Here is a 17,081-nt window from a genome sequence, read left to right as displayed (position 1 = left end):
TGCTCAGCCTCGGCGGCCACCGACCCGAACTACCCCGCCGATGACCACCCGACCCACACATCCATCACAAGACCCATAAATATGCCGCTGCGTCATATCGCTCCTCACGGCAACCGCCGCCACGGACGTCACCCTCCGCTGCGTCATATCGCTCGTCACCGCACCCGCCGCCACGGACGTCACCCCCCGGGCGAGTGGCGACGGGCAGGGCGTGCCGGAAGGGTCGCCCCGCCGGGCGGCGTGCCCGCCCTGCCGCTGGCCTTCGACGTGCGGCACCGCTGGACCGCCGCCGTGCACAACGCGCAACCGCTCGCCGCCTGGGAACGCCTGGTCGGCCTCGTCCCGTGCCCGAACTACGACGGCCACGTGGCGAGCATCGCCGGCTCTGGACGGTCTTCGGAGCCTGGTCCCTGGTCGCCGCGGTGGTCACCGTGGTGGCCGTACACCGTCGGGATCCGTGACGGGGGGCGCTGACGACCGAGGGCCGCGACCTCACGGTCGCGGCCCTCGGGGTGGTTCGGCGTCAGGCGACGACGGAGACCATCCGGCCCTTCACCACGATGACCTTGCGGGGCTCCTTGCCAGCCAGCGCGGACGCGACCGCCTCCAGCGCCGCCGCGCGTACCGTCTCCTCGGGCGCGTCGGCGGGGACCTCGACCCGGCCGCGGACCTTGCCGTTGATCTGCACCGGGTAGGTGACGGTCTCGGCGACCAGCAGCGCCGGGTCGGCGGTCGGGAAGTCCGCGTACGCCAGTGAGGCCTGGTGCCCCATCCGTCGCCACAGCTCCTCGGCCAGGTGCGGGGCGAACGGCGCCACCATCAGCACCAGCGGCTCGGCCACCTCGCGCGGGGTCTCCGCCAGCCGGGTCAGCCCGTTGGTCAGCTCGATCAGCTTGGCGATCGCGGTGTTGAACCGGATCCCGTCCATGTCGGCGCGGACCCCGTCGATCGCCTTGTGCAGCAGCCGGCGGGTCGCCTCGTCGGCCGGCGCGTCGGTCACCCGCAGCGCACCGGTCCGCTCGTCGACCACCGCCCGCCAGACCCGCTGCAGGAACCGGTACGACCCGACGACCGCCCGGGTGTCCCAGGGGCGGGACACCTCCAGCGGGCCCATCGACATCTCGTAGACCCGGAACGTGTCCGCGCCGTACGCCTCGGACATCTCGTCCGGGGTGACGACGTTCTTCAGGGACTTGCCCATCTTGCCGTACTCACGGCGCACCTCGGTCTCGCCGTGGAACCAGCGGCCGTCGATCTCGACGACCTCCTCCGCCGGTACGACCGCCTCGCGGGAGTCGCGGAAGGCGTACGCCTGGATCATGCCCTGGTTGAACAGCTTGCGGAACGGCTCGAAGGACGATACGTGCCCCAGGTCGTACAGCACCTTGTGCCAGAAGCGGGCGTACAGCAGGTGCAGCACGGCGTGCTCGGCGCCGCCGACGTACAGGTCGGTTCCCCCACAGTCACCCTCGGAGCGCGGGCCCATCCAGTAGGCCTCGTTCTCCGGGTCGACGAAGCGCTCGCTGTTGGTCGGGTCCAGGTAGCGCATCTCGTACCAGCAGGAGCCGGCCCACTGCGGCATCACGTTGGTCTCCCGGGTGTACCGCTTCGGGCCGTCACCCAGGTCCAGCTCCACCTCGACCCAGTCGCGGCGGCGCGACAGCGGCGTCTCCGGATCGCTGGCCGCGTCCTCCGGGTCGAACGTCTTCGGCGAGAAGTCGTCCACCTCGGGCAGCTCGACCGGCAGCATCGACTCGGGCAGCGCGATGGCGGCGCCGGTCTCGTCGTAGACGATCGGGAACGGCTCGCCCCAGTAGCGCTGCCGGGAGAACAGCCAGTCGCGCAGCCGGTAGGTGGTCGCCCCGGTGCCGTGCCCGTTCGCCTCCAGCCACTCGATGATCCGGGCCTTGGCGTCGGCGACCCCCAGGCCGTCCAGGTCCAGGCCGCGGTCGGGCGCGGCGCTGTTGATCGCCGGACCGTCCCCGGTGTACGCCTTGCCGTCGAAGCCCTCCGACGGCTGCACGGTACGCACGATGGGCAGGTCGAAGATCTCGGCGAAGTCCCAGTCCCGCTCGTCCTGACCGGGCACCGCCATGATCGCGCCGGTGCCGTAGCCGGCCAGCACGTAGTCGGCGATGAAGATCGGGATGCGCCCGCCGGTGACCGGGTTGGTCGCGTACGCGCCGACGAAGACGCCGGTCTTCTCCTTGTTCTCCGCCTGCCGCTCCACGTCCGTCTTCGCCGCCGCCGACTTCCGGTACGCCTCGACGGCCGCCCGCGGGCTGGCGTGCCCGCCGGTCCAGGCGTCCTTCGTCCCCTCCGGCCAGGCGGCCGGCGCCAGCGCGTCGACCAGCTCGTGCTCCGGCGCCAGCACCATGTAGGTGGCACCGAAGACGGTGTCCGGCCGGGTCGTGAACACCCGCACCGGGGCGACGTCGGTCGGGAAGTCGATGTGCGCCCCGATGGACCGGCCGATCCAGTTGCGCTGCTGCAGCTTGATCGGCTCGGGCCAGTCCAGGGTGTCCAGGTCCTCCAGCAGCCGGTCACCGTACGCGGTGATCCGCATCTTCCACTGCTTCAGGTTGCGCTTGAAGACCGGGAAGTTGCCCCGCTCGGAGCGGCCGTCGGCGGTGACCTCCTCGTTGGCCAGCACGGTGCCCAGCCCAGGGCACCAGTTCACCGGCGCGTGCGAGACGTACGCCAGCCGGTGGTCGTCGATGACCTGCCGGCGCTCGGCGACGGTCAGCTCGGCCCACCGGCGGCCGTCCGGGGTGGGCCGGTCGCCGCCGGAGAACTCGGCGATCAGCTCGGCGATCGGGCGGGCCCGCTGGGCGTCCGCGTCGTACCAGGAGTTGAAGATCTGCAGGAAGATCCACTGGGTCCAGCGGTAGAAGTCGGTGTCGATGGTCGCCACCGAGCGCCGCTCGTCGTGGGCCAGGCCCAGCCGGCGCAGCTGCTCCTTGTACCGGGCGATGTTCGCCACCGTGGTGGTCCGCGGGTGGGTCCCGGTCTGCACCGCGTACTGCTCGGCGGGCAGGCCGAACGCGTCGAAGCCCATCGCGTGCAGCACGTTGCGCCCCGCCATCCGCTGGTAGCGGGCGAAGCAGTCGGTGCCGATGTAGCCCAGCGGGTGGCCGACGTGCAGCCCCGCGCCGGAGGGGTACGGGAACATGTCGAGCACGAACAGCTTCTCCGCGCCCGCCCGGGGGTGGTCGGGATCGGCCAGCGGACCGGTCGGGTTCGGGGCGTGGAAGGTCCCCTCCCGCTCCCAGGTGTCCTGCCACCGGCGCTCGATCTCGTCGGCCAGGGCCGCGGTGTACCGGTACGGGGGAATGTCGCCCGCCGGTGCGGCTGCCTCACTCATGGCGTCTCCTTGGCGCAAGTCGGATATGGGGAGCCCTGCTGCGGGCACAAAAAAGCCCCTCGCGCAGGAGGGGCCGCCGTGCTGTCGCGCGTCAGCGCATCAGCACGGCCCGGTAAGAAGCAGGAAGACTCCGGCCATAGGCGTGAGTGTACCCCGCCGGGCCAGCCGGTAAGGGCCCGCCACCGGCAGAGATCACCGGGCGTGAGCGCCGGCCGCCCTCCGGGTCCCCCGTCCTGACGAATATTCGGGGCGTAACCGGCCGACCGCCTGCGGGGGTCGGCGATCACGACAAACATGGTTAGCCTGAGAGGCCAGTGAGATTTCTGCGGCAAACGAGGCTCGACGTCGCGAACCCAACGGCGGGTCCAGGTGCTCTTTACAGAGCTGCCGTTCCGGCGACGAGGAGGAGGCCCGTGACACAACAGACCTGGGACGAGGTGGGCGGCGCACTGCCGCACGACGAGTTCCGCGCCGCCAGCGAGGCCATCGTGACCAACATCGAGCAGGTCATCGAGGGTAAGACGGCCACCGTGCGGCTCGCCCTGGCCGTCCTGCTCGCCGAGGGCCACCTGCTCATCGAGGACGTGCCCGGGGTCGGCAAGACCAAGCTGGCGAAGGCCCTGGCCCGCTCGATCGACTGCTCCGTGCGCCGGATCCAGTTCACCCCCGACCTCCTGCCCAGCGACGTCACCGGGGTCAGCGTCTACAACCAGGAGACGCACGACTTCGAGTTCCGGCCCGGCGCGGTCTTCGCCAACCTGGTGGTCGGCGACGAGATCAACCGGGCCTCGCCGAAGACCCAGTCCGCCCTGCTGGAGTGCATGGAGGAGCGGCAGGTCACCGTCGACGGCGTGACCTACCAGCTCCAGACGCCGTTCATGGTGATCGCCACCCAGAACCCGATCGAGATGGAGGGCACCTACCCCCTCCCGGAGGCGCAGCGCGACCGGTTCACCGCCCGGATCGCCATGGGCTACCCGGGCCCGGAGGCCGAGCTGGCCATGCTGGACGGTCACGGAGCGGCCGACCCGTTGCAGGAGCTGCGCCCGGTCTCCGACGCCGACACCGTGCGCCGGCTGATCGCCACCGTCCGCCAGGTGCACGTCGCGGACGCGGTCAAGCAGTACGCCATCGACCTGGTCACCGCCACCCGCGAGGCCCCCGACCTGCGACTGGGCGCTTCCCCGCGGGCCACCCTGCAGATGCTGCGCACCGCGCGGGCGGTCGCCGCGCTGGAGGGACGCGACTACGTCCTGCCGGACGACCTCCAGGCCCTGGCGGTGCCGGTGCTGGCGCACCGGATCATCCCGACCGCCGACGCCCAGCTGGCCCGCCGCACCACCGACGCGATCGTCTCCGACCTGGTGCACCGGCTGGCGCTGCCGCAGGAGCGCAAGCGCACCCAGTACGACCCGCCGCGGCCGGCCACCGGCAACGGCCGCGGGCCGTACGAGCCGCGGAGGCCGTGACGTGCGCGACGGGCTGCGTGGGCTGACCACCCGCGGTCGCTCGTTCCTGGCGGCCGCGGTCGCGGCGGCGGTCTCCTCGGCCATCCTCGGCGAGCGGGACCTGCTGCGGGTGGCCGTACTGCTGGCCATCCTGCCGCTGCTCGCCGCGCTCTACGTCGGACGCAGCCGCTACAAGCTGGCCTGCAACCGCTCGCTGGAGCCGCACCGGGTGCCGGTGGGCGCCAGCTCCCGGGTGGTGCTGCGGTTGCAGAACCTGTCCCGGCTGCCCACCGGCACCCTGCTGCTCGAGGACCGGCTGCCGTACGCGCTGGGCAGCCGTCCCCGGGTGGTGCTGGAGCGGCTCGGCGCGCACCAGGCCAGCTCCGTGGCGTACACCGTCCGCGCCGACGTACGGGGCCGCTACGAGGTGGGGCCACTGGTGGTCCGGATGACCGACCCGTTCGGGCTCTGCGAGCTGAGCCGGGCCTTCCCCAGCACCGACAGCCTGACCGTCATTCCGCAGGTCACGCCGCTGCCCTCGGTGCGGCTGCCCGGCGAGTACGCCGGCAGCGGCGACAGCCGGGCCCGGTCGGTGGCCGTGCACGGCGAGGACGACGCGGCCACCCGGGAGTACCGCAGGGGCGACGACCTGCGCCGGGTGCACTGGAAGTCGACCGCCCGCACCGGTGAGCTGATGGTGCGGCGGGAGGAGCAGCCCTGGGAGAGCCGGGCCACCGTGGTGCTGGACACCCGGGCGTACGGCCACCGCGGCGACGGGCCGACGGCGAGCTTCGAGTGTGCGGTCTCCGCCGCGGCGAGCATCGCCGTGCACCTGCGCCAGGCCGGTTACAAGCTGCGCCTGGTCACCGGCTCCGGCGCGGATGTCGACGCCACCGAGGCGGCCGGCGACGGGGTGCTCCTCGACCACCTCGCCGACGTCCGGCTCGACCAGCGCGGCGACGTCGCGAGCCTGGTGCAGCGGGTCCGGCAGCGGGCCGACGGCGGGCTGATCATCGCGCTCGTCGGCTCGCTGAGCACCACCGAGGCGGAGCTGCTGGCCGGGCTGCGCGGCAACGGCGCGACCTGCGTCGGCTTCCTGCTGAACAGCTCCACCTGGTTGAACCTGCCGGAGAAGGCCCGGTTCGAGGCCGAGCAGACCCACGGCGCCGCCGCGCTCGCCCTGTTGCAGGGCGGCTGGCGGGTGATCGGGGTCGACCACGACGGCCGGCTGCCGGCGCTCTGGCCGCAGGCGGCCCGCGGCTCGCAGGGTTTCGCGCTGCGTGCGGCGCTGGCCGAGACGGTGGCCGGCGGCGTCCGATGAGAAGGAGGAAGGCGTGATCGCCTCCCGGAACCTCGGCTTCGTGGCCGCCGCGGCGACGCTGCTCGCCGCGGCGCCGCTGTCGTCGATCTTCCAACGCTGGACCTGGCTGATCGAGGCGGCCATCGCGGTCGCCGTGGTGGCCGGGGTGGCCGCGTTGACCCGGCTGGTCCGGGCCCCGCTCTGGGGTCAGGTGCTGGGCATGCTCGCCGGGCTGCTGCTCGCCCTGACCTGGCTCTTCCCCGGCGGCACCGAGCTGGTCGCCTTCCTGCCCACCCCGGGCACGGTGGCCCACTTCGGCGACCTGCTCCAGGGGTCCCTGACCGACATGCGCTCCTACGGCGTGGAGGTCCCGGACACCACGCCACTGCTGTTCATCACCGTGCTCGGCGTGGGTGGCGTGGCGATCCTGGTCGACGTGCTGGCCGTCGGGCTGCGCCGGCCGGCGCTGGCCGGCCTGCCGATGCTGGCGATCTACTCGGTGCCGGTGGCGGTCTACGTGGACAGCGTCCCGGCGACGCCGTTCGTGGTCGGCGCCTGCGGCTACCTGTGGCTGCTGGTCACCGACAACGTCGACCGGGTCCGCCGGTTCGGCCGCCGGTTCACCGGCGAGGGGCGCGACGTCGACGTCTGGGAGTCCTCCCCGCTCGCCGCCGCCGGGCGGCGGCTCGCGGTGGTCGGCGTGGCGCTGGCCGTGGTGCTGCCGCTGGCCGTGCCGGGGATGACCGGTGGGCTGCTGGACCGGTTCAACACGGCCGGCGAGGGCACCGGCAACGGGCGGACCGGGCAGGGCGGCAGCCCGGGCCGGATCGACCTGTTCGCCTCGCTCAGCGGGCAGCTCAACCAGTCCACGGTGACCGAGATGGTCAAGGTCAACACCAACGAGCCGAGCCCGTTCTACCTGCGCTTCGGCGTCGCCGACGAGCTGCGCCCGGACGGCTTCCGGGGGCGCAACCCGAACGGCCGGCCGGTCAACCGGCAGCTGCCCGACCCGTCGGACCGGGCCCGGCCGGGGGTGGAGCAGCAGACGTACCGGGCCACCGTGGAGGTGACCCGCAACCTCAACATGTCGCTGCTGCCGGTCTACGCCGACCCGGTCCGCACCGACGGGCTCAACGGTAACTGGTCGTACGACCCGAACATGGGGGTGGTCTTCTCCAACCGGGACAACTCCCGCGGCAAGCGCTACTCGTTCGACTACGTGCGCTCGTCGTACTCCCCGGCCACGCTGCGCAAGGCGAGGTCGCTGCCGGCCGAGCACCCGATCGCCTTGCAGCAGACCCGGACGCCGGCGGTGCAGGAGGTCGAGCGGGTGGTCTCCCGGCTGGTGGAGGGGAAGACCACCGACTACGACAAGGTCCGGGCGATCTACGACTACTTCTCCCGGGAGAACGGCTTCAGCTACTCGCTGAGCACCAAGGGCGGCACCAGCGGCCAGGACATCGTCAACTTCCTCACCAACAAGGTCGGCTACTGCCAGCAGTACGCGGCGGCGATGGCCTGGCTGGTCCGGGCCGCCGGCATCCCGGCCCGGGTGGCGTTCGGCTTCACCCGCGGCAGCAACACCGACGGCGACACGTACGTGCTGACCAACCGGAACCTGCACGCCTGGACGGAGGTCTACTTCGACGGGATCGGCTGGGTGCCGTTCGACGCCACCCCGGCGTACGGCGTGCAGGGCTCGACCCGGTCGGCCTGGGCGCCGGACAGCGACGCGCCGGACCCGGAGCCCTCGGACAGCGCCGCGCCGGGAGCCGTCCCCGACGACCCCGCCGCCTCGGCCGGACCGGAGCGGGACGACGCCGCCGACAAGGACGCCGACACCGGTTTCGACGCGGCCACCGGTGCTCCGGTCGAACGCGCGCCGACCTGGCCGTGGTGGACGGCCGGGGCGCTGCTCGCCCTGCTGGCGCTGCTCGCCGTCCCGGCGTTGCGCCGGGCGTCGCTGCGGCGCCGGCGGCACGCCCGCACGGTGCCGGCGCCCACCGCGATGGCGGCCGACGCCGAGAGCGGCGGGGCCACCACGATGGTGGTGCTCGGGGCGGACGCCGACCGGGCCCGGGCGGACGCACACGCCGCCTGGGACGAACTGATCGACACGTTGGTCGACTACCGGGTCCGGGTCGACCGGACGGAGACCCCGCGGGCCACCGCGGAGCGCCTGGTCCGGGACGCCGTCGGTGACGACGCGGGGTCGGCCTCGGCGGTACGCCTGCTCGGCCGGGCCGAGGAGCGGGCCCGGTACGCCCGCGACCCGCTGACCGGCGAGCCGTTGCACCCGGCGCTGCGTACGGTCCGGAACACGCTCGCGGCCCGGGCCGACCGGCGTACCCGCCTGCTCGCGGCGGTGCTGCCGCCGTCGGTGCTGCTGCGCTGGCGGCTCGCGCTGGGCGACTCGTCGTCCCGGCTGGTGGCCAGCGGCGGCCGGGCCCGTAACCGGCTGCTGCGCTTCAACCCGCGTCGGGTGCTGGCCGACCGGTCGGCCCGCCGCGCCTGATCCGCGTTCCGGCCCGCCGGTCCGACCCTCGGTCGGGCCGGCGGGCCACTCTTTCCCGCGGCCGTCACGAGTGCGCGCCGCGGATTCGCGCCGTCACGGATGCGCAGCCGTCACGGATGCGCGGCCGTCATGGATGCGCGGCCGGCGAGGGCACGGTCTGTCCGGACGCGCGGAAACGACGGAGGTGGCCGGACCCCGTCCGGCACCCACCGTCGCGGTGATGCCCTCCACCTCAGCGGTGGACGGCGATCAGCGATGTCCCTCCGGGCGCTGCCGCCACCGGTCCTCCATGCGGTCCAGCAACGACGGCCGCCGACCGGCCCGCCCGCGCGGACGGCGACGACTCGTTGTGCCACCCACCACGTGCAGGTCGGGTGACTGGGCCCGGCGGTGCGACTGCACCGCGTAGCCCAGCGCGGCCAGCATGACGACGAAGCCCACCACTGCCAGCGGCGGAGTCTTGATCACCGCGCCGTAGACCAACAGGGCCAGGCCGACAACGACCACGCCCGCGGCGACGAGCAGGCGACGCCGCGCGTGGAAACGCGGGTCGCTGGCGCGCACGGCCGAGGCGAATTTGGGATCCTCGGCAAGCGACCGCTCGATCTGCTCGAACAGCCGCTGCTCGTGCTCCGAGAGCGGCACGGCACTCCTCCCCGGTCACGTTGGTCGGCCCGGGCGGGCCGACAGACCGTGACAGCCAACCGGCTGCTTACCGCCAAGTCTACGAGGGGGGTCGCGCGTCGGAAAGCGGGACGACCTACGGGTGGGGTTGATTTTCGCCGCGTCGGGGATCCCGCGTCCGTAGCAGACTGGCCGGACCTATGACGGACCGCCCGAAACGGGCAGCTGCGGCGTCGGCGGCCGCTTCCGCCTCCCGCCAGCCGTGCTCCGGGGCGCCGAGGGCGAGCTGCCGCGGGGTCTCGGCCGCGGCCGCCAGCCCCTCGGCCCGTACGCCCACCAGGCGGATCCGCTCCCCGGGATCGAGAGCGGTCCAGAGCGCCCAGGCCGTGTCGAAGAGTTCCCGGGCCACGTCGGTCGGCACCGCAAGGGTGCGGGATCGGTTGACCGTGCGGAAATCGGCCATCCGCACCTTGAGCGACACCGTCCGCCCGACCTGCCCCGCCCGGCGCAGCCGGACGCCCACCTTCTCGCTCAGCGCCAGCAGGGCCCGGCGGATCTGCGCCGGGTCGTCCACGTCGGCGTCGAAGGTCACCTCGGCGCCGATCGACTTCTCCACGTGCTCCGGGCTGACCGACCGCGGATCCCGCCCCCAGGCCAGCTCGTGCAGGTGGGTCGCGGACGCCTCGCCCAGCGCCTTGCGCAGCATGCCGAAGGGTGCCTCCGCGAGGTCGCCGATGGTGCCCAGGCCGAGCCGGCGCAGGGTCTCGGCGGAACGCTCCCCCACGCCCCAGAGCGCGTCGACCGGCAGCGGGTGGAGGAACTCCAGCACCCGGTCGGCGGGCACCACCAGCAGGCCGTCCGGCTTGGCCCGGGTCGAGCCGAGCTTGGCCACGAACTTGCTCGGCGCCACCCCGACCGAGCAGGTCAGCCCCTGCTCGGCGGCCACCCGCCCGCGGATCAGGCGGGCGATCGCGGCCGGCGACCCGAACAGCCGTCGGGCGCCCGCCACGTCGAGGAACGCCTCGTCCGTGGAGAGCGGCTCGACCAGCGGGGTGACGTCCCGGAAGATCTGCATCACCGCCGCCGACGCCGCCGAATACTGCGCGAAGTCGGGCGGTAGGTAGATCGCGTGCGGGCAGAGCGCCCGGGCCCGCATGGTCGGCATCGCGCTGCGGACGCCGTACCGCCGGGCCTCGTAGCTGGCGGAGCTGACCACCCCGCGCGGCCCGACGCCGCCGACCACCACCGGCCGGCCACGCAGCTCGGGACGGCGGCGCACCTCGACCGAGGCGAAGAAGGCGTCCATGTCGACGTGCAGGATGGGACTGCCGGCATCGTCCGCGTCCGGCCCGAAGCGTGGGTCACCGCCGCGCGGCAACGACTGGCTCCGACCCATTGCAGCAGGCTAGCCGGCCGGTACGACAGTTCCGCCGGTCAGCCCCGGACCACCAGCAGCGGGATGGTCATCTCCGCCGCGGTGTCCGCCCCGTGGTAGGCCACCAGCCGGGACACCGCCGGCGGCTCGGAGCGGGTGGCGAGCACCGCGTACGTGCCGCGGCAGGTCACCACCACGTCGCCGATGCGCCGCAGGTGCTCCTCGGGCACCGGGCCGAACCGGCCGTCGGCGACCGCCTCCTCCCGGGTCCGCACCCGGGCGGCCGGCCCGAGGACCGCCGACCAGGCGGCCACCACGTCGTCGACCGCGCCCGGTGCGACGTGCAGATAGCGCACCCGGGGCTCGCCGGCGACCACCCGCACCCCGACCCGCAGCCGGGGATCGGTGTCCAGGTCGAAGCGGTGCGCGGCGGGCACGTCGAGCTGCCCGTGGTCGGCGGTGACCAGCAGCGCGGCGTCCGGCGGAAGCCCGTCGACCAGGCGGGCGAGCAGCGCGTCCACCTCGGCGGCGGCGATCCGCCAGGGCACCGAGTCGACGCCGGTGAGGTGGCCGTGCCGGTCCAGGTCGGGGTGGTAGCCGGAGACCAGGGTCGGGCCGGCGCCGGCGGCCAGCGCGGCGAGCATCGTCGCGGCCAGCGCGTCCACCCCCGCGGCCCCCCGGTAGTCGCCGCCCCGGTTGGCGGCCAGCGTCAGCCCGCTGCCGGCGTACTCCGGGCGGCTCACCACGGTGACAGCCACGCCGGCGGCCCGGGCCCGCTCCCACTGGGTACGGACCGGCTGCCAGCGCAGCGGCTCCGGGTCGCCGTCCCACTCGATGTGGTTGAGCACCCGCTCGGTGCCGGGCACCCGGACGGTGAAGCCGAGCACCCCGTGCGCCCCGGGGGCGACGCCGGTGCCCAGGGACACCAGGCTGGTCGGGGTGGTGGACGGGAAGCCCGAGGTCAGCGGCCGGCCCACGGTCGCGGCGAGGCCGGCCAGGGTCGGCGCGTACCGGGCGGCGGTGGGGATCTGGTACCAGCCGAGCCCGTCGACGAGCAGGACGGCGATCCGGCGCACCCCGGCCAGCGACGGGGTCAACCCGAGCAGGTCGACCGCCCCGGGCACGCCGAGCACGGCGAGCGCGCTGGGCAGCACGTCGGCCAGGCTTCCGCCGCCGTAGCGCGGCGGGACCACCGCGAGGGGGTCGGCGGTCGGGCCGGGACCGGTCATGCCGGCCGGCGGGCGAAGAGGTGCAGCTGGGCGGCGAGATCCCGGTACGGCGGGCGGGCCGCCAGGGCCCGTTCCAGCTCGACCAGGGCAGCCGGCTGGCCGTCGGCCACCGCGGCGGGGAGCAGGTCGGCGAGGACGCGTACCCCGTGGATCTCCTCCACGGTGAGACCGGCGGCGCGCAGCAGCGCGGCGGCGCCCTCGGCGTCGAAACGCCGGCGCAGGGTGTCCCGCGGCCCGGCGGAGCCGTCCGGGGCGGCGGCCAGCGCGGCGGCGACGTCCAGGTGGCCGTTCATCGCCCGGCCCAGCACGGCGGCGGCCCGGCCGGCGACCAGGACGCTGGCCGCACCCCCGGGACGCAGCGCGGTGACCAGCGCGGCCACCACCGGCGCCGGGTCGTCCACCACCTCCAGCACGGAGTGGCAGAGCACCAGGTCGGCGCCGGCCGGTTCGACCAGCCCGGCCATCGCGTCAGCGTCGCCCTGGACGGCGCGTACCCGGTCGGCGACCCCGGCCTCGGCGGCCCGGCGGGTCAGCGCGGCGAGCGCGTCGGGGCTGGCGTCGACGACGGTGACCCGGTGCCCGGCCTGGGCCAGCGGCACGGCGAACCCGCCGGTGCCGCCGCCCACGTCGAGCACGGCCAGCTCGTCGCCGGCGCGACGGTCCAGCTCGGCGGCGAGCACCGACCAGATGACAGCGGTACGGGGGGTCAGCGGCGGCCCGGTGAACCGGCCTCGGGTCTGCTCCACCCCGACGAGCCTAGTCATCCGCGCCAACCGACCCCCCGTAGGTGGTACCGGTCTTCGATCAGGTCAGGACTCGCCGCCGCCGGCGGGGTCCTCCTCCGCGCGGGACCGCTGGGCGTTGGCCACCGGTCCGTCGGTGATCTGGTACTCACGCGGCTCGGCGTCCTGCGCCGGCGTCCAGCCGGCACCGAGCCGGGTGCGCCGGGCGTTCGCCAATCCGGTGTACGTGCTGTTCCCCGTCACTGGTCTTCCCCCTTGCGGCGAGCGGGCCACTCTGCCCGCACGTGCTGGAAGTGTCCCTCCTTCCGGCCCCGGAAACCGTAATGTGGATCACTCGGCTCAGCGGAAGTCCCGGGACGCCGGGGCGACCGGCGGCTCGATCGCGTCCAGCCGGTCGGCGGTGAGGCTGGTGACGCCCTCGTGCCGCTGCAACCGGCCGCGGACCACCAGCGCGGCGCTGGTCCGGGCCACCCGGCGGTAGCGCTGCCACAGGCCCGGCGAGCAGGTGACGTTGAGCATCCCCGTCTCGTCCTCCAGGTTGAGGAAGGTGACCCCGCCCGCGGTCGCCGGCCGCTGCCGGTGGGTGACGATCCCGCCGACCCGGATCCGCTGGCCGGGCTCGACCCGGCCGAGGCGGGCGATCGGCACCGCGCCCAGGGCGTCCAGCCGGTCCCGGATGAACCGGGCCGGGTGGCTCTCCGGCGACAGCCCGGTCGCCCAGACGTCGGCGACGAGGCGGTCCACCGCCTCCATGCCGGGCAGGGTGGGCGCCGCCGTCCCGGTCACCGTGCCCGGCAGTCGACCCGGCCGGTCCTGGGCCGCCGCGCCGGCGGCCCAGAGCGCCTGCCGCCGGGTCAGCCCGAAACAGGCGAAGGCGTCCGCGGTGGCCAGCGCCTCCAGCTGCGCGGCGGTCAGGCCGACCCGCCGGGCCAGGTCCGGCATGTCCCGGTACGGCCCGTTGGCCGTCCGCTCCGTCTCGATCCGCTCGGCCACGTCCTCGCCGAGGGTACGCACGGCGCCCAGCCCGAGCCGGACCGCCGGACCGCCCAGCCCCCAGGCGTGCGGCGGCTCCCCCGGCTGGCTCCCCCACCGGGTCTCCGGGGTGGACTCCAGCACCGCCAGCGCGCCGCTGGCGTTGACGTCCGGGCGGCGTACCTCCACACCGTGCCGGCGGGCGTCGTCGACCAGGGTCTGCGGCGAGTAGAAGCCCATCGGCTGGGCGTTGAGCAGCGCGGCCAGGAACGGCGCCGGGTGGTAGCGCTTGAGCCAGGAGCTGGCGTACACCAGGTAGGCGAAGCTCATCGCGTGGCTCTCCGGGAAGCCGTAGCTGGCGAACGCGGTGAGCTTGCGGTAGACGTCGTCGGCCAACTCCCCGGTGATGCCCCGCTCGGCCATCCCGGCGTAGAGCCGGTCGGCGATCTGCGCCATCCGCTCCACCGACCGCTTCGACCCCATCGCCCGGCGCAGCTGGTCGGCGCCGGCCGCGTCGAAGCCGGCCAGATCGATGGCGAGCTGCATCAACTGCTCCTGGAACAGCGGTACGCCGAGGGTCTTCTCCAGCGCGTTGCGCATCAGCGGGTGCGGGAAGGTCACCGGCTCCTGGCCGTTCTTGCGCCGGATGTACGGGTGCACCGAGCCGCCCTGGATCGGGCCGGGCCGGATCAGCGCCACCTCCACCACCAGGTCGTAGAACTCGCGCGGCTTCAGCCGGGGCAGGGTGGCCATCTGGGCCCGGCTCTCCACCTGGAACACCCCGACCGAGTCGGCCCGGCAGAGCATGTCGTAGACCTCGGGGTCGTCCAGCGTCATGTCGCCCAGGTCGAGGGTCGCGCCGATCATGTCGTAGCCGTAGTGCAGCGCGGAGAGCATGCCGAGGCCGAGCAGGTCGAACTTGACCAGGCCGACCGCCGCGCAGTCGTCCTTGTCCCACTGGAGCACGCTGCGCCCGGGCATCCGCCCCCACTCCACCGGGCAGACCTCGATCACCGGCCGGTCGCAGATCACCATGCCGCCGGAGTGGATGCCCAGGTGCCGGGGAAAGGTCTGCAGCTCGTTGGCGTACGCCACGACCTGCTCGGGGATGTCCTCGACGTCCACCGACGCGACCGAGCCCCAGCGGTCGATCTGCTTGCTCCAGGCGTCCTGCTGGCCGGGCGAGAAGCCGAACGCCTTGGCCACGTCCCGCACCGCCGACCGCGGCCGGTACGAGATGACGTTGGCGACCTGGGCGGTGTGCTCCCGGCCGTACCGGGCGTAGACGTGCTGGATCACCTCCTCCCGACGGTCGGACTCGATGTCCACGTCGATGTCGGGCGGGCCGTCGCGCTCCGGGGCGAGGAAGCGCTCGAAGAGCAACCGGTGCCGGACGGCGTCCACGTTGGTGATCCGCAGCGCGTAGCAGACCGCCGAGTTCGCCGCCGAACCCCGGCCCTGGCAGTAGATGTCCTGCTCCCGGCAGAACGTGACGATGTCGTAGACCACCAGGAAGTAGCCGGGGAAGCCCAGGTCGTCGATCATCCGCAGCTCGTGCTCCAGCTGCCCGTACGCCTCCGGGTGCGCCTCGGGCGGGCCGTACCGTTCCCGCGCTCCCTGCATGGTCAGGTGGTGCAGCCAGCTCATCTCGGTGTGCCCCGGCGGCACCGGGTACGCCGGCAGCCGGGGCGCGACCAGTTGCAGGTCGAAGGCGAGTTCCGCGCCGAACTCGGCGGCTCGGGCCACCGCACCCGGGTACGCGGCGAACCGGGCCGCCATCTCCGCGCCGCTGCGCAGGTGGGCGGTGGCCGCGGCGGGCAGCCAGCCGTCGATCTCGTCCAGGCTGCGCCGGGCCCGCACCGCGGCCAGCGTGGTGGCCAGCCGGCGCCGGCCCGGGGTGGCGTAGTGCACGTTGTTGGTGGCGACCGTGGGCAACCCGGCCGCGCCGGCCAGCTCGGCGAGGGCATCGTTGCGGTCGGCGTCGACCGGATGCCCGTGGTCGGTCAGCTCCACCGCCACCGTCTCCGCGCCGAAGAGCGCGGTGAGCCGGTCCAGCTCCCGGGCCGCCGCGTCGACGCCCTCGGTGAGCAGCGCCGCCGGCACGTGCCCCTTGCGACAGCCGGTGAGCACCAGCACGTGGTCGCGCAGTTCCTCGGCGACCTCCTCCAGCTCCCCGTAGACCGGTCGGCCCTTCTCGCCACCGCGCAACTGCGCGCGGGCGATGGTGGTGGCCAGCCGGGCGTACCCCTCGTGGCCGTGGGCGAGCACCAGCAGGTGCCGGCCCAGCGGATCCGGCTCGCCGTTCTGCGGGCCGGGCAGCCCGAGGGAGAGCTCGGCGCCGAAGATCGTCGGCAGGTGCAGCTCGCGGGCCGCCTCGGCGAACCGGACCACACCGTAGAAGCCGTCGTGGTCGGTGACGGCGAGCGCGGTGAGCCCCAGCCGGGCGGCCTCCTCGGCCAGCTCCTCGGGATGGCTGGCGCCGTCGAGGAAGCTGAAGTTGGAGTGCGCGTGCAGTTCGGCGTACGGGACGGTGCCGTCGGGGCGGGGCAGCTCGGGCGCCTCGTACTGCTGGCGCTTGCGGCTCCACGCCGGGGAGTCCCCGCCGTCGGCGTCGACGGCGAGCGGATCCACCACGTGCAGGTGCCGCTCCTCGCGCGGCCGCCCGCCCCGGGACCGGTCGGCCGCCCCGCCGTCGGCGGGCCGCCCGGACAGCACCCGCTCCAGCTCCGACCAGGGCAGCTTCGGGTTGTGGAAGCTCATCCGGCCGCCCCGGCGACGGTGGCGGGCGATGGCCGCCCACCGGGGGCGCTTCCGGGGGCGCTTCCGGGCGCGCTGCCGGACGCGCTTCCGGGCGCGCTTCCGGGCGCGTTGCCGGGCGCGCGGTAAGCCGGGGTCATCGCCGGCGAGAACGGATTCCCCGGTGAGCGGTATGACGCTGGGTCATATTTATGACTCTCCGTCATACCGCTCACGGGGAAACATCTCCGCGGCGCGGACCCGACCGGCGCGGACCGGGCCGGCGCGGGGCGGGCCGGGCGGGCAACGGCGCGGGCAGTCCGGCGAAGCGCGTCGGGCCCGGGCCACCGCTCAGTCATAGATCGCCTCGACCAGCCAGTGGCCGGCCTCCACCGCCAGCAGCAGGGCGGCACCGTCGGCCAGGCAGACCTGGAACCGGGCCCGACGGCGGGCCTCGGCGGGGGCCCACCACCGCTCGTCCACCGGCCATGGGCCTACCCAGCCGACGATCTCGGCCGGTCGGCCCGTGCCGACGGTCAGCCGGGCCGGCGGGGCGCTCACCGCGAGCCGGGCGCTGACCACGACCGGCTCGCCGGTGGCGTCGTGCACGGTAGCGGCGAGCGGGCTGGGCAGCACCACTGCCGGCGCGGGCGGTGGCAGCCGCCCCGGCCAGGGCGGGGGCGCGGTCCGGTCCGGCGACGGCGAGACACCCGGCCGTGCCGTCGCGCCCGGCCCACCCGTCGCGCCGGGCCCACCCGTCGCGCCCGGCCCGCCG

At 74.3% G+C, this 17,081-nt stretch carries 10 protein-coding genes and 1 pseudogene; 3 read left to right on the top strand and 8 right to left on the bottom strand.

Going from position 1 to position 17,081, the window contains the following annotated elements:
* Positions 1-523: 523 nt before the first annotated feature.
* Positions 524-3,364: a leucine--tRNA ligase gene (gene leuS / locus V6U81_RS27440; protein ID WP_334493710.1), complete on the bottom strand. Its 2,841-nt coding sequence runs from the start codon at positions 3,362-3,364 to the stop codon at positions 524-526.
* A gap of 413 nt (positions 3,365-3,777) precedes the next feature.
* On the opposite strand from leuS, the gene V6U81_RS27435 reads away from it, so the two are divergent.
* From V6U81_RS27435 to V6U81_RS27425, 3 genes are read left to right on the top strand one after another with little or no spacing between them, the layout of a single operon-like run.
* Positions 3,778-4,833: an AAA family ATPase gene (locus V6U81_RS27435; protein ID WP_334493707.1), complete on the top strand. Its 1,056-nt coding sequence runs from the start codon at positions 3,778-3,780 to the stop codon at positions 4,831-4,833.
* 1 nt (position 4,834) lies between these two features.
* Positions 4,835-6,133 carry a DUF58 domain-containing protein gene (locus V6U81_RS27430; protein ID WP_334493704.1) on the top strand — a complete coding sequence of 433 codons (1,299 nt, stop codon included), beginning with the start codon at positions 4,835-4,837 and terminating at the stop codon, positions 6,131-6,133.
* Between the two features lie 13 nt (positions 6,134-6,146).
* A complete protein-coding gene (locus tag V6U81_RS27425; protein ID WP_334493701.1) occupies positions 6,147-8,627 on the top strand; it encodes a transglutaminase TgpA family protein in 2,481 nt (826 codons plus the stop codon).
* A 249-nt stretch (positions 8,628-8,876) separates the two neighbouring features.
* On the opposite strand, the gene V6U81_RS27420 is transcribed toward V6U81_RS27425, so the two are convergent.
* From V6U81_RS27420 to V6U81_RS27390, 7 genes and pseudogenes are all read right to left on the bottom strand, one after another.
* Entirely contained in the window at positions 8,877-9,272 is a 396-nt protein-coding gene (locus V6U81_RS27420; RefSeq protein ID WP_334493697.1) for a DUF3040 domain-containing protein, read from the bottom strand.
* Between the two features lie 115 nt (positions 9,273-9,387).
* Positions 9,388-10,647, bottom strand: a complete 1,260-nt coding sequence (locus tag V6U81_RS27415; RefSeq protein ID WP_334493694.1) for a DNA polymerase IV — start codon at positions 10,645-10,647, stop codon at positions 9,388-9,390.
* 38 nt (positions 10,648-10,685) lie between these two features.
* Complete coding sequence (locus V6U81_RS27410; RefSeq protein WP_334493691.1) at positions 10,686-11,855, bottom strand: alkaline phosphatase family protein; 1,170 nt, start codon at positions 11,853-11,855, stop codon at positions 10,686-10,688.
* Positions 11,852-12,619, bottom strand: a complete 768-nt coding sequence (locus tag V6U81_RS27405) for a methyltransferase domain-containing protein (protein WP_334493688.1) — start codon at positions 12,617-12,619, stop codon at positions 11,852-11,854. Before V6U81_RS27405 ends, V6U81_RS27410 begins: the two co-directional genes overlap by 4 nt.
* Positions 12,620-12,664: 45 nt before the next feature.
* Positions 12,665-12,841, bottom strand: coding sequence for a hypothetical protein (locus V6U81_RS27400; protein WP_334493686.1), 177 nt, complete (start codon positions 12,839-12,841; stop codon positions 12,665-12,667).
* Positions 12,842-12,937: 96 nt separating this feature from the next.
* Complete coding sequence (locus V6U81_RS27395; protein WP_334493683.1) at positions 12,938-16,330, bottom strand: error-prone DNA polymerase; 3,393 nt, start codon at positions 16,328-16,330, stop codon at positions 12,938-12,940.
* A 327-nt stretch (positions 16,331-16,657) separates the two neighbouring features.
* Positions 16,658-17,081, bottom strand: a pseudogene (locus V6U81_RS27390) (DNA polymerase Y family protein); the annotation flags it as partial.

This window comes from Micromonospora lacuserhaii, assembly GCF_036902735.1.
Classification (GTDB): Bacteria; Actinomycetota; Actinomycetes; order Mycobacteriales; family Micromonosporaceae; genus Micromonospora.
The sequence above is the reverse complement of the archived record's forward strand: the minus strand, read 5'-3'. Positions and strand labels throughout refer to the sequence as shown.

What these genes read in the sequence shown, in the direction of transcription:
- V6U81_RS27415 (WP_334493694.1), bottom strand. Translation starts at nt 10,647, where the DNA reads ATGGGTCGGAGCCAGTCGTTGCCGCGCGGCGGTGACCCACGCTTCGGG.
- V6U81_RS27395 (WP_334493683.1), bottom strand. Translation starts at nt 16,330, where the DNA reads ATGAGCTTCCACAACCCGAAGCTGCCCTGGTCGGAGCTGGAGCGGGTG.
- V6U81_RS27410 (WP_334493691.1), bottom strand. Translation starts at nt 11,855, where the DNA reads ATGACCGGTCCCGGCCCGACCGCCGACCCCCTCGCGGTGGTCCCGCCG.
- V6U81_RS27405 (WP_334493688.1), bottom strand. Translation starts at nt 12,619, where the DNA reads ATGACTAGGCTCGTCGGGGTGGAGCAGACCCGAGGCCGGTTCACCGGG.
- leuS (WP_334493710.1), bottom strand. Translation starts at nt 3,364, where the DNA reads ATGAGTGAGGCAGCCGCACCGGCGGGCGACATTCCCCCGTACCGGTAC.